This is a genomic window from Nocardia anaemiae NBRC 100462, from assembly GCF_001612725.1.
Taxonomy (GTDB): Bacteria; Actinomycetota; Actinomycetes; order Mycobacteriales; family Mycobacteriaceae; genus Nocardia; species Nocardia anaemiae.
On sequence record NZ_BDAZ01000033.1, the window covers coordinates 41,715 to 54,689 of the forward strand.

The 12,975-nt window shown below is 64.5% G+C and carries 12 protein-coding genes and 1 pseudogene; 7 read left to right on the forward strand and 6 right to left on the reverse strand.

The window, feature by feature from the left end; translation table 11 throughout:
* Nucleotides 1–202 precede the first annotated feature (202 nt).
* Together NA5_RS20715 and NA5_RS20720 are read right to left on the reverse strand one after the other, a co-directional pair.
* Nucleotides 203–1,753, reverse strand: coding sequence for an acyl-CoA synthetase (locus tag NA5_RS20715; RefSeq protein WP_062988524.1), 1,551 nt, complete (start codon nucleotides 1,751–1,753; stop codon nucleotides 203–205).
* A 22-nt stretch (nucleotides 1,754–1,775) separates the two neighbouring features.
* The gene (locus NA5_RS20720; RefSeq protein WP_062988526.1) at nucleotides 1,776–2,813 is read right to left on the reverse strand and encodes an LLM class F420-dependent oxidoreductase; all 1,038 of its coding nucleotides are present in this window, start codon (nucleotides 2,811–2,813) and stop codon (nucleotides 1,776–1,778) included.
* A gap of 115 nt (nucleotides 2,814–2,928) precedes the next feature.
* On the opposite strand from NA5_RS20720, the gene NA5_RS20725 reads away from it, so the two are divergent.
* Genes NA5_RS20725 through NA5_RS20745 form a run of 5 tightly spaced genes read left to right on the forward strand, consistent with a single transcriptional unit; the run spans nucleotide 2,929 to nucleotide 7,419 of the window.
* Nucleotides 2,929–3,891 carry a Zn-ribbon domain-containing OB-fold protein gene (locus NA5_RS20725; RefSeq protein WP_062988528.1) on the forward strand — a complete coding sequence of 321 codons (963 nt, stop codon included), beginning with the start codon at nucleotides 2,929–2,931 and terminating at the stop codon, nucleotides 3,889–3,891.
* Nucleotides 3,892–3,900: 9 nt separating this feature from the next.
* Nucleotides 3,901–4,941, forward strand: a complete 1,041-nt coding sequence (locus tag NA5_RS20730) for a thiolase family protein (RefSeq protein WP_062988530.1) — start codon at nucleotides 3,901–3,903, stop codon at nucleotides 4,939–4,941.
* Nucleotides 4,938–6,107 (forward strand): thiolase family protein, encoded by a 1,170-nt coding sequence (locus tag NA5_RS20735; protein WP_062988533.1) that lies wholly within the window; start codon nucleotides 4,938–4,940, stop codon nucleotides 6,105–6,107. Before NA5_RS20730 ends, NA5_RS20735 begins: the two co-directional genes overlap by 4 nt.
* Before the next feature lie 8 nt (nucleotides 6,108–6,115).
* Nucleotides 6,116–7,006: a TIGR03619 family F420-dependent LLM class oxidoreductase gene (locus NA5_RS20740; protein WP_062988556.1), complete on the forward strand. Its 891-nt coding sequence runs from the start codon at nucleotides 6,116–6,118 to the stop codon at nucleotides 7,004–7,006.
* Nucleotides 7,003–7,419 (forward strand): nuclear transport factor 2 family protein, encoded by a 417-nt coding sequence (locus NA5_RS20745; RefSeq protein WP_062988535.1) that lies wholly within the window; start codon nucleotides 7,003–7,005, stop codon nucleotides 7,417–7,419. The genes NA5_RS20740 and NA5_RS20745 overlap by 4 nt, the downstream gene beginning before the upstream one ends.
* A gap of 133 nt (nucleotides 7,420–7,552) precedes the next feature.
* On the opposite strand, the gene NA5_RS20750 is transcribed toward NA5_RS20745, so the two are convergent.
* A complete protein-coding gene (locus NA5_RS20750) occupies nucleotides 7,553–8,860 on the reverse strand; it encodes a cytochrome P450 (RefSeq protein ID WP_062988537.1) in 1,308 nt (435 codons plus the stop codon).
* A 98-nt stretch (nucleotides 8,861–8,958) separates the two neighbouring features.
* On the opposite strand from NA5_RS20750, the gene NA5_RS20755 reads away from it, so the two are divergent.
* Nucleotides 8,959–10,122 (forward strand): steroid 3-ketoacyl-CoA thiolase, encoded by a 1,164-nt coding sequence (locus NA5_RS20755; protein WP_062988539.1) that lies wholly within the window; start codon nucleotides 8,959–8,961, stop codon nucleotides 10,120–10,122.
* 362 nt (nucleotides 10,123–10,484) lie between these two features.
* Complete coding sequence (locus NA5_RS20760) at nucleotides 10,485–10,901, forward strand: helix-turn-helix domain-containing protein (RefSeq protein ID WP_011207048.1); 417 nt, start codon at nucleotides 10,485–10,487, stop codon at nucleotides 10,899–10,901.
* A gap of 313 nt (nucleotides 10,902–11,214) precedes the next feature.
* Here the strand turns inward: NA5_RS20760 and NA5_RS20765 are convergent, their stop codons facing one another.
* The 3 genes and pseudogenes from NA5_RS20765 to NA5_RS41355 all read right to left on the reverse strand — a co-directional run.
* The gene (locus NA5_RS20765; RefSeq protein WP_062988541.1) at nucleotides 11,215–12,225 is read right to left on the reverse strand and encodes a hypothetical protein; all 1,011 of its coding nucleotides are present in this window, start codon (nucleotides 12,223–12,225) and stop codon (nucleotides 11,215–11,217) included.
* Nucleotides 12,222–12,737 (reverse strand): ImmA/IrrE family metallo-endopeptidase, encoded by a 516-nt coding sequence (locus NA5_RS20770; RefSeq protein WP_062988544.1) that lies wholly within the window; start codon nucleotides 12,735–12,737, stop codon nucleotides 12,222–12,224. Before NA5_RS20770 ends, NA5_RS20765 begins: the two co-directional genes overlap by 4 nt.
* A 10-nt stretch (nucleotides 12,738–12,747) precedes the next feature.
* Nucleotides 12,748–12,975 (reverse strand): annotated as a pseudogene (locus tag NA5_RS41355) (hypothetical protein); the annotation flags it as partial.

Consider the following 12,975-nt stretch of genomic DNA (forward strand, 5'->3'; position numbering starts at 1 on the left):
CGGCCAGACCAGCGGAGGCCCGCACCCCGCCACGCACAGACTGGGAGCTTTTCGCACAAGCAGTGGCTATTGCGCATAGCGTATGCCCTGTGCGCGACAGTCAGTGGGTATGCGACAGCGATCCCTGGCGCGCGGTCAGGGGGCAAGCAGACCAGCGCAGGCACCGCTGATTGCGGTGCCTGTGCGGAGGGAGCGGCGGGGGTTAGGCCGGGATGTAGCGGTCGCGGAGTTTGCGTTTGTAGAGTTTGCCGTTGGGGTCGCGGGGGAGTTCGTCTAGGTAGTCGATGGAGCGGGGGATTTTGTATTTCGCCAATTGGGTTGCGGCGTAGGCCAGTAGTTCGGCGGTGAGTTCGTCGTTGCCTTCGACGCCCGCGACCGGCTGGACGACGGCCTTGACCTCTTGGCCCCAATCCGGGTGGGGTAGACCGAAGACCGCGACATCTTCGACCTTCGGGTGGGTGGTCAGTACGTTCTCGATTTCGGCCGGATAGATGTTCACACCGCCGGACAGGATGAGGTCGGAGCGGCGGTCGTGCAGGTAGAGGTAGCCGTCCTCGTCGAGGTGGCCGATATCGCCGACCGTGAAAAGGTCACCGACCCTTGACTCTTCGGTCTTCTCCTTGGCGTGGTGGTATTCGAAGCTGGACGCACCCATGCGCATATAGACCAGACCGGTCTCGCCCGCGGGAACTTCGGAACCGTCTTCCTCGCTCAGCACCTTGATCACCGACCAGGGCCAGGCCTTGCCGACCGAACCGGGCTTCTGCAGCCATTCGGTGCCGCTGATCACCGTGCCGCCACCCTCGGTGGCCGCGTAGTACTCGGTGACGGTCGGGCCCCACCACTCCAACATCTGCCGCTTGGTCTCGGCGGGGCAGGGGGCCGCACCGTGCACCATGCTGCGCAACGAGGACACGTCGTACTTGGCGCGCACATCGGCGGGCAGCGCGAGCAGACGGTGGAATTGGGTCGGCACCATATGGCTGTGCGTGACCCGATGCTTCTCGATGAGCCGCAGCATTTCCTCGGCGTCCCAGCGATCCATCAGAACGACCTTGTGCCCCAACTGGATCGAGATGGTCGCGAAGTTCAGCACGGCCGTGTGATACAGCGGCGACCCGCAGATGTGCACGTGATCGTCGTAGGGCTTCAGCCCGAACAGGCCGAAGAATGCGGGTGAATGCGGCGGTACCACATCCGGGTCGGTGCCGGTGAGCGGACGCCGAACGCCCTTGGGGCGCCCTGTGGTTCCCGAGGTGTAGAGCATCGGCGCACCGGTGGTCCGGTTGTCGGGGCGACCGGTATCGGCGGCACCAAGCCACGACACCGACTTGAAGCCTTCGATCTCACCGACCGCGAAGCGCGCGGTGGCGGGCAGCCCGGCCTCATCCGCAGCGGCGATCGCGGCGGCGGCGAACCGGTCGCTGGCGATGAAGGCCTTGGCCTCGCTGTCGGCGAGGATATAGGCGACCTCCGGGCCGGTCAGATGCCAGTTGACTGCGACGATGTACAGCCCGGCCTGATAGGCAGCGAAGTAGGCGGCGACTGCCTCGACGCAGTTGTGCACCATGCTGACCAGCACGTCGCCGGGCTGCAGGCCCAGCGCCCGCAATCCGGTGCCGTATCGGTTTGCGAGCGTGGCCAATTCGCGATAGCTCACCTCGCGGCCGGATGGATCCACCAATGCGATCCGATCGGGTTCCGCGTTCGCGATGTTCCAGAGACCGAGAATTTCTGCTGACTGCTGCGTCACCCCTACGAATCTAGAACGTGTTCTACATCTGTACAAGGGGTGCGAGCCGATGCAATTGCTCGATATCTGGAACCGACACCAGCATCTCGGTGACACCCGCGGCCTCCCAGACCCCGAGTTGCTTACGCACATGCTCCTCGTCGCCGATGATCGAGGTATCCAGAATCAGCTCATCCGGCACGATCGCGGCGGCTTCGGCCTTCTTCCCGGATTGGAACAGCCTGCCGATCTCGTCCACCTCGCGCTCATAACCCATCCGCCGGTAGACCTGAGCGTGGAAATTCAGTTCGGGTGCGCCCATGCCGCCGATATAGAGCGCCATGATCCAGCGCATCCGCTCCAGCTCGCTCTTGGGATCGTCGGTGATCACCACCTGACAGCTCGCCGCGATCTCGAAATCCTCCCGCGAACGCCGCGCCCCGGCCCTGGCGAAGCCCTCGTCGAGCCAGTCGTTGTACATTCCGGCCAGCCGCGGCGCGTAGTAGATCGCCAGCCAGCCGTCGGCGATCTCGGCCGTCAGCGCCACATTCTTCGGCCCCTCCGCGCCCAGCCAGATCGGCAAATCCGCTCGTAGCGGATGCACGATCGGCTTGAGCGGCTTACCGAGTCCGGTGGCGCCCGGCCCGGTGTAGGGCAGTGGGTATTGCGGTCCATCATTGGTGACCGGCGCCTGCCGCTCCAGGATGCGGCGAATGATGCCGACGTACTCCCTTGTGCGCTGCAACGGTTTGGCGAACGGCTGCCCGTACCAGCCCTCCACCACCTGCGGCCCGGAAACGCCGAGCCCGAGGATGGCCCGGCCGCCACTGAGATGATCCAGGGTCAGCGCGTGCATGGCCGTCGCGGCGGGCGTGCGCGCCGACATCTGCACCACCGAGGTGCCGAGCCGCACCCGATTCGTCGACGACCCCCACCACATCAGCGGCCCGAAGGCATCCGACCCCCAGGATTCGGCCGCGAAGACCGCATCGAAACCGGCCGCCTCGGCGGCGACCACCAACTCACCGGCATTCTGCGGCGGCTGCGCCATCCAGTACCCGAGTTGCAATCCGAACTTCATGGGAGGCCTCTTTCCACACAACTTCTTGCCAGCAGAATAAGAACCTGTTCTACTCGATATCGTGACTCAGGGGAATACCGCATCCGGCACAATCACGGATGAGAGAGGGTCGAATTTGAACACGGGACCCGATGTACTCAGCGCACCCCTGCGGGTGCAATTCGACTACACGCGATCGGTCGGACCGACCATCGGCACCTTCCTCGGCGAGCTGCGCGCCCGCCGGATCGTCGGTGTGCGCGGCTCGGACGGGCGGGTGTTGGTGCCGCCGCCGGAATACGATCCGGTCACCTCCGCACGGCTGACCGAATTCGTCGATGTGGCCGATACCGGCACCGTCGAGTCGTGGACCTTCGTGCGCGAGCCGCTGCCGGGCCAGCCGTTCGACCGCCCGTTCGCCTGGGCACTGATCAAGCTCGACGGCGCGGACACCACGCTGCTGCACGCCGTCGATGTTTCCACACCCGAGGACATCCACACCGGACTGCGCGTGGTCGCGCGTTGGGCCGACGAGACCATCGGCAGCATCAAGGACATCGCCTGCTTCGAACCGGGCGAGACCTCCACCGTGCCCGCAGAATCCAGCGCGGACGTCGAGCCGGTCGAGGTGCTCATCACCCCGGTCGACCTGCACTACATGCACAGCGCATCGCCGCAGGAGACCATCTACCTGCGCGGTCTGGCCGAGGGCAAACTGCTCGGCGGGCGCACGGATGCCGCGGGCAAGGTGTACTTCCCGCCGCGCGGCGCCAATCCGACCGACGGCCGACCGACCGACGAAATCGTCGAACTGCCCGACCGTGGCATCGTCACCACCTTCTGCATCGTGAATGTGCCGTTCATGGGCCAGCGGATCAAGCCGCCGTACGTCGCGGCATATGTGCTGCTCGACGGTGCCGATATCCCGGTGCTGCACCTGGTGCTCGGATGCGATGCGAGCGAGGTGCGGATGGGCATGCGGGTGGAGGCGGTGTGGAAACCGCGCGAGGAGTGGGGCTTCGGGCTCAGCAATGTGGACCACTTCCGACCCACCGGCGAGCCGGATGCCGACTACGAGACCTACAAGCACCACCTCTGAGAGGCCACGTTGACGAACAACGATAGCGACATCGCGGTTGTGGGCTTCGCCCACGCACCGCATGTGCCGGAGACCTTCGGCACCACCAATGGTGTCGAGATGCTGGTGCCCATTTTCCAGCAGCTCTACGACCGACTCGGCATTACCAAGTCAGATATCGACTTCTGGTGCTCTGGTTCCTCGGATTACCTTGCGGGCCGGGCCTTCTCGTTCATCTCGGCGGTCGACGCCATCGGCGCGGTGCCGCCGATCAACGAATCGCATGTGGAAATGGATGCCGCGTGGGCGCTCTACGAGGCCTTCGTGAAACTCCGCTCCGGCCAGGCGCAGACGGCGCTGGTGTACGGGTTCGGCAAGTCGTCGGCGGGTACACTGCGCCAGGTTCTGACCATGCAGCTCGATCCGTATCTGGTCACTCCGCTGTGGCCGGATGCGTGGTCCATCGCGGGTCTACAGGCGCAGGCCGGACTGGATGCGGGCCGCTGGACCGAGCGCGATATGGCGGCGGTGGCGGCCGGTGACTCCGGCGATATCGAAACTCTGCTCGCCGCACCGTATGTCGCCGATCCGCTGCGCGCGCACGATGTCGCACCGATCACCGACGGCGCGGCCGCCATTGTGCTCGCGGTCGGCGATCGGGCGCGTGAACTGTGCGAGCGTCCGGCCTGGATCACCGGCATGGCGCATCGGGTGGACACCCCCAATCTCGGTGCCCGTGATCTGACCGTTTCCCCGTCGACTTCGGCTGCGGCACAGTCGGTTACCGGCGGCGATACCAGTGGCTTCGATATCGCCGAACTGCATGCGCAGTTCAGCCATCAGCAGCTGATCCTCGCCGAGGCCATCGGCCTGCGGCCCGAGACCAAGGTGAATCCGTCCGGCGGCGCACTCGCCGCCAATCCGATGTTCGCTGCGGGTCTGGAGCGCATCGGCTTCGCGGCCGAGGCAATTATCGGGGGCACCGCGAATCGGGCGTTGGCTCATGCCAGCAGTGGTCCCGCGCTGCAACAGAACCTGGTAGCCGTTTTGGATTCGGAGGCGAGCCGATGAGTACTCCCGCTGCGGTGCTCGGCACCGGACAAACCCATCACGTGACGAAACGAACCGATGTGTCCATGGCGGGCATGTGCCGCGAGGCAATCGATCGTGCACTCGTCGATGCCGGACTCACCATTGCCGATATCGATGCGGTGGTGGTCGGTAAGGCACCCGACTTCTTCGAGGGCGTCATGATGCCGGAGCTGTATCTGGCAGATGCGTTGGGCGCCACCGGAAAACCGCTGCTGCGTGTGCACACCGCCGGTTCCGTCGGCGGCTCCACCGGTATCGTCGCCGCCAATCTGGTGCAGGCCGGGGTGCACAAGCGGGTACTCGCCATTGCCTGGGAAAAGCAGTCGGAATCGAATGCCATGTGGGCGTTGTCATTTCCGGTGCCCTTCACCATGCCGGTCGGCGCTGGCGCGGGCGGCTACTTCGCACCGCATGTGCGTTCCTACATCCGTCGATCGAATGCGCCGGGCCATATCGGCGCGATGGTCGCGGTGAAGGATCGCCGTAACGGCGCGAAGAATCCGCTGGCCCATCTGCACCAGCCCGATATCACGCTGGAGAAGGTGCTCTCCTCCCAAATGCTCTGGGACCCGATCCGATTCGACGAGACCTGCCCGTCCTCCGACGGTGCGTGTGCCCTGGTGATCGGTGACGAGGATGCCGCCAAGGCCGTCGAGGCCACCGGCAAGAAGGTCGCGTGGGTGCACGGCACCGCCATGCGCACCGAGCCGACCACCTTCGCCGGACGCGATCAGGTCAATCCACAGGCCGGACAGGATGCCGCGGCCGCACTGTGGCAGGCCGCCGGAATCACCGACCCGCTCAACGAAATCGACGTCGCCGAGATCTACGTGCCGTTCTCCTGGTTCGAGCCGATGTGGCTGGAAAACCTGGGCTTCGTCCCGCAGGGCGACGGTTGGAAGCTCACCGATAAGGGCGAGACCGAGATCGGCGGCACCCTGCCGGTCAATCCGTCCGGCGGCGTGCTCTCCTCCAATCCGATCGGCGCGTCCGGGCTCATCCGGTTCGCCGAGGCCGCCAAGCAGGTCATGGGCCGGGCCGGGGACTATCAGGTCGCGAATGCCAAGAAGGCACTCGGGCATGCGTACGGCGGTGGCTCGCAGTACTTCTCGATGTGGGTGGTCGGCTCGGAGCCGCCGAGCTGATGACCCCGTTGAAGTTCACCGTCGGAATCGCGCTGAGTCCGCTGGAGCAGCTGCCAGAATTGGCGAAAACCGCTGAGGAGTGCGGCTTTTCCTCGATTGCCCTACCGGATTCGCTGTTCTATATGCAGTCGGCGTCGGCGAAGTATCCCTACACCCCCGACGGCAGTCGCTTCTGGGGTCCAGACACACCGTGGGTCGACCCGCTCATCGGTGCGACCGCCATGGCCGCGGTGACCAGCCGCATTCGCTTCTACACCAACGTGCTCAAGCTCGGCTCGCGCAATCCGCTGCTGCTCGCGCGCCAGGTGGGCTCGGTCGCCAACCTGTCCGGAAACCGGTTCGGATTCGGTGTCGGAATCGGCTGGGCGCCCGAGGAATTCGAATGGTGCGGCGTGCCCTATGTCGCTCGTGGCGCCCGCGTCGACGAGATGATCGAGGTCATCAAGCTGGTACTCGGCGGCGGCATGGTCGAATACCACGGGAAATTTTTCGATTTCGAGCCGCTGCAGATGAGCCCGGCGCCGAGCGAACCGGTGCCGTTCTACATCGGCGGCCACACCGCGCCCGCACTGCGCCGGGCGGCCAAGGTCGGTGACGGCTGGACCTCGGCGATGATGACCTACGACGAACTGTGCGCCACCATCGGCAAGCTGGATACACTGCGCGCCGAATTCGGCAGGGCGAGTGTGCCTTTCGAAATCCAGGCGGTGTGCATCGACAAGTTCGGGCGCTCCGGATATCAGGATCTGGCCGATGCCGGGGTGACCGATGCGATCGTGGTCCCGTGGCTGGCCGACGGCATCGGCTTCGACGGTGAGCTGGCGGCCAAACAGGAGTCACTGCGCCGCTTCGCCGCGAAGAATATCGAGGAACCCATCGTCGCGAAGGCACGCGTATGAGTAATTCCGAACATCCAGCACGAGCCGCCGGACTAGCCTCGCAGGCGGCGGTGCGGGCCAGGGATAAGCAAGCCTGGGTCGACCTGTTCGCAACCGATGGCATCGTCGAAGATCCCATCGGCCCTTCGGGTTTCGATCCGGAGGGCAAGGGCCATCGCGGTAAGGAGGCCATCGCGGCCTTCTGGGATATGGCGATCGCGAAGACCGATTCGATCGAGTTCCTGTTCGGGGACTCCTTCGCTTGCGGTAGCGAGATCGCCTTCACCGGTCTGATCCGCACCAAGATGGGCGGACACCAGATCGATGCCGAGGGCGTGTTCACCTACAAGGTCGACGAATCGGGCAAAATCGCAGCGCTACGGGCCTTCTGGGAGGTCGACCGCGCCATGGCGACGGCGAAGCCGAGCACCTGAGCACGCTGCCTCTCCCCTCGGGGGCAGCACAACAAGGGCCCCGCACCGGCTTTGGGCAAACCGGTGCGGGGCCCTTGTCTGTCACCGAAGGCCGGGGATCCAGGCTGCCGACACAAGCCTGGATCCCCGCACTTCAGTGCGCGACTGGACAGCCCGAGGCCTTGTAGTCGACCCGGAATTCCTTGACCCCGTTGAGCCAGCCGGAGCGCAGCCGCTTGGGATCACCGAGTTTGGTGATATCGGGCATGGCATCGGCAATGGCGTTGAAGATCAGATCGACCTCCATGCGCGCCAGATTCGCGCCGATGCAGAAGTGCGCGCCGGTGCCGCCGAAGGACAAGTGCTGGTTGTCCTTTCGCATGATGTCGAACTTCTCCGGGTTCTCGAAGACGTCCTCGTCGAAGTTGGCCGAGCGGTAGAGCATGACCACCCGCTGGCCCTTCTTGATCTGCACGCCACCGAGTTCGGTGTCCTCCAACGCGGTCCGCTGGAACGAGGTGACCGGGGTGGCCCAGCGGATGATCTCGTCGGCGGCGGTGGCCGGACGCTCCTTTTTGAACAGCTCCCACTGGTCCGGATGCTCCAGGAAGGCCGCCATGCCGTGGGTGATCGCATTACGGGTCGTCTCATTGCCCGCAACGGCCAGCATGATCACGAAGAAGCCGAACTCCTCCGGGGTCAGCTCATCGCCGTCGACATCCGCCTCGATCAGCTTGGTCACGATATCGTCGGCCGGACATTCCTTGCGCGCCGCGGCCATCTGGTAGGCGTAGCCGAGCACCTCGGCCGAGGCGGCGACCGGATCGGCCGTGCTCTCCGGATCGTCGTAGCCGGTCATATCGTTGGACCAGGTGAAGACCTTCCTGCGGTCCTCCTGCGGGATGCCGATCAGCTCGGCGATCGCCTGCAGCGGCAGTTCGGAGGCGACCTGGGTGACGAAATCGCCGGTGCCGTTCTCCACGGCCTCCTTCACGATGGCCTCGGCCCTGGTCTTGAGTTCTGCTTTCAGGCCGTTGATCACGCGCGGGGTGAAGCCACGGGAGATGATCTTGCGCAGTTTGGTGTGCTGGGGCGCGTCCATGTTCAACAGGACGAAGCGCTGCAGTTCGATCTGCTCGCGGGTGATGTCGTCGTTGAAGCGCGGGATCGCGGTGTTCTCGAAGGTGGAGAACACATCGCTGCGGCGCGAGACCTCCTTGACGTCGGCGTGCTTGCTCACCACCCAGAAGCCCTCGTCGTGGAAGCCGCCGATCTCGGGAGGCTGCGGATTCCACCAGATCGGTGCGGTACGGCGCAGTTCGGCGTACTCCTCGACCGGAACACGCTCGGCATAAATGTCCGGGTCCGTGACATCGAACCCATCCGGCAGATTCGGCCGGGCATTCCGCTGGTCTACCACCAGATGTCTCCTTCGACAAACTGAAACACGTTCTACAATCATTCAAGCATAGGCTGCATAATGAGGGAAGAACAGGACAGATTCCGTCGCAACACGCGCGAACACACGTTTCAGTTCTGTCCCGAAAAGAAAGGTTGGACATGGGCACACCCGTCATCGTCGAGGCCGCTCGCACCCCCATCGGCAAGCGCGGCGGCTGGCTCGCCGGTCTGCACGCCGCCGAACTGCTCGGCCTCGCCCAGCGCGGACTGCTCGAGAAGGCGCACCTGGATCCGGCATCGGTGGAGCAGGTCATCGGCGGCTGCGTCACCCAGGCCGGTGAACAGTCCAATAACGTGACTCGGGTCGCCTGGTTGCACGCCGGACTGCCGTGGCAGGTCGGCGCCACCACCATCGACGCGCAGTGCGGATCGGCCCAGCAGGCCAACCATCTGATCGCCGGACTGATCGCCACCGGCGCCATCGATATCGGCATGGCCTGCGGCGTGGAGGCGATGAGCCGAGTTCCGTTGGGCGCCAACGTCGGCGAGAACGCGGGCCCGCGCCGACCCGCCTCCTGGAATATCGACCTGCCGAACCAATTCGAGGCGGCCGAGCGTATTGCCAAGCGGCGTGGCTTTACTCGCGACGATCTCGATGAACTCGGCGTCCGCTCGCAGCGGTTGGCCGCCCAAGCCTGGGCCGAGGGTCGCTTCGACCGCGAGGTGCTCACCGTGACGGCGCCCGCCGTCGACAAGGAAGGCAAGCTCACCGGCGAAAAGCTGGACGTAACAAGGGATCAGGGCCTGCGCGACACCTCGCTCGAAGGTCTGGCCAAGCTGAAACCGGTACTGGAGGGAGGAATCCACACCGCGGGCACCTCCTCGCAGATTTCCGACGGCGCGGCCGCCGTACTGCTGATGGACGAAAAGGCCGCGCAGCGAGCCGGTTTGCGTCCGCGCGCCCGGATCGTGACCCAGGTGCTCGTCGGCGCTGAACCGGAATTCCATCTCGACGGCCCAGTGCAGGCATGTACCCGCCTGCTCGAACGCTCCGGGATGAATATCGGCGACATCGACCTTTTCGAGATCAATGAGGCCTTTGCGGCCGTTGCACTTTCATGGGCCTCTGTACACAAACCAGACATGGACCGGGTAAATGTAAACGGCGGTGCGATTGCGCTCGGACATCCCGTCGGTTCAACCGGATCTCGGCTCATCACAACGGCTTTGCATGAACTGGAACGATCCGGTGGCAGCACCGCGATGGTTCTCATGTGCGCAGGTGGCGCATTGGCGACAGGCACCATCATCGAGCGCTTGTAGCGGATTCAACCAATTCTGTCCCAAAGGTTGAACGTTCATCCCAATGTGGCCAAAACGTGTCGTACGCCACACAAACCCCAGCACAGCTGCCTAGATGACCCATCAGCTATCTTTTCGCTATCATGGACCTGTCGGGGAAGACCCCCGCGACGGGCCAGAACCGGTTCACACCACGTTTTCTCAAGAGCCGTTGGCGTGACCCGCAAACGCAACGGTCGCAGTCACTTCCCCGGAGCGGCACCTAGAAGCTTCAAGGAAATCCTGAATCAGGCGTAGGTTTTCAGTTACTGAGCCGCTAATATCAATGATACGTATCCGAGATAACGACTGTTAGTACAGCGAAGGGAATTGGGCGGCTCACAATGGCTGATTTCGCGGCGCGGCTGAACAAGCTGTTCGAAACCGTGCATCCCCCGGGGCGCAAGCCGCACACCAACGCGGAGGTTGCGGCTGCGCTGACGGCCTCCGGGCATCCGATCTCGAAACCGTACCTCTCGCAGTTACGGTCGGGACAGCGGACCAACCCGTCGGACGAAACGGTGGCTGCACTGGCCAAGTTCTTCAAGGTCAAGCCGGACTACTTCTTCAACGACATCTATGCCGCCAAGATCGATCACGATCTGGAGTTGCTGTCCCAGCTGCAGGGCTATGGACTGCGACGGTTGTCGAGTAGGGCGTTCGATCTGTCCGAAGAATCACAGAACCTCCTCACCTCCATGGCGGAGAAGTTGCGGGCAAGTGAAGGTCTGCCCGAAATTCCTCCGGACGGTACCGAATAGGTTCTCCCACAGCGCAGTACGGTGCGGCCCACAGGGTCGCACCGTACTGCGTCATGGGTATTGTTGCTTCTCGACTTCGTCGCGTCCGCATCACCCATAAAATTATGGGCTTGGCGACGAGCGCATGGTTGCGATAAAAGCGCGCCCACAGTGACCAGCTTGTGACGAAATCAGTTGTGCGGATACGTCGGTAGACACATGGAATCCGACACGTCCATCAGCCTTGCCGGATTCCATGCTATGTCAACCATATTGAATACCCGGAGCGAGTCCTTCAGAATGCTTCCGATTGATCGGTTTTGATTGCACACGATCAATTTCGGGCAGCAGCTCCGGCACCCGCTTCGTAGGCACGCGCGATTGCCTGGACCCAACCGCGGGGACTAATCCCCTCGGGCGGAGCAATCCATCGCGCGTCGACTACTACATCGCCCAATGGGTTTCGCGCCCACTGCGCGACTCGGTCCGCTCGCGCCGATACCAGTGGCGGTGGCGGACCCGCGGCGACCAATTCGACGCCGCCGCCGGACTGCAGATACAGCGCATCCATGATCTGGGCGACCTGATCGGAGGCCTTGAGCTGGGTCGAGGTACCCGTCTGCTCGTGCGCGACCACCTCGGGGAACCGGTCGACCATGATGTGATGCAGAACCTTGATCTGCCGCAACAGGATTCGCGCGCGCACCCACAACTCCACCACGATCCAGACCGCGCCGAATGCGATGAGCAGCGCGGCCGCCTCCCAGATCGGCCAGCCCCAGTCCGGTTCACCCGCCTGCACGGGGGCCGCATCGGTGCAGGCGCGACGTACCTGCAGCACAGACAACGCCGCGACGATCGCGGTACCGGCGGTGTAGATCGCGATACCGCGGCCCAGGGCGGTCCAGTCCAGATTGCGCACACCGGTGACGACGATGAATACACAGCCGAGCGCGACGATTATCCAGCCGAAGGTGTTGGACCAGAACAGATTCACCGCCACCGCGAGCACACCGAGGCCATAGATGACGAAGGCGATCTGGCGCAGGTTGGTGCGGGAGACGACCGGCCACGCCGCCGAGGCGACCACCGAGGTCGCGGTCGCGAAGAGGATCCAGGCCGAGGCCACGACACCGTCGGAGAGCATGCCCGAGTGCAGGCCGCGCGGCAGCAGGTTGTCCAGCGCTAGTGCGATCTCGGGCACCGCGACGGTGGCGGCGAGCGCGACCGCCGCGACCGCGATGACGATCGCCACCCGAGCGGTCGTCGCTGGCTTCACCAGCACGCGCCCCACACGGGCACCGGCGGCAACCCAAACCAGCATGGCCGTCAACCAGAGGGTCATCCCAGCGCCTCATCGAATCGAAGGACCGAGACGCCTGCGCCCCGGCTATTGAATACGCGGAGTCGGGTCATCAACATGGCGGCGAAGGTTTCGGCCTCCCATTCGGCGAGCTCGTCGGCGCCGTCGTCGACGATCTGCTGATGCGCCCGCTGACTGAGCATGTAGGCGATGAGATCGTCGCTGGCTTCCAGCGTCACCTCCGGCGCGGGCGCACCCTCGTGGTCGAAGACGATATGGCCCAATTCGTGTGCGAGCGTGTGGTCGCGGCTCGGCAGTGCGGCGGCGAGCACGATGACATCGCGATCCGGATAGAACCGGCGCTGACCGCAGACGCCGGGACCCAGTTCGGCACTGGCGATTTCGATCTCGCGGCGCCGCTCGCTGGCAATGGAGGCGACGACCTCCTCCAGGGTGGTCGCATCGGAATCCGCGGCGACGGCGCATACCGCGTCGACCGCCGCCGCGACCCGGCGGTAGGCCCGGAGTCCGCTTTGCGTTCTGCTCTCACTCATCGAAGCCCCCTTATGTCCTCGGTCCGAAGAATTCGGCACGGGCGGCGTCGATGCGGGCCTGTGCGGCCGATGCGCTCTGGAAACTCACTGCGCCGGAACCGGTTCCGGCCAGTGCGAGCGCGATCAGACCGCCGACGACGCCAACTACGTTGGGCTTCGGCATGCCGTCGTCGGCACTGGTCGGCCGGACATCCGGATTCGGTTTGGCCGAGGCCGCGGGCGGTGCGACGGGCGGCAC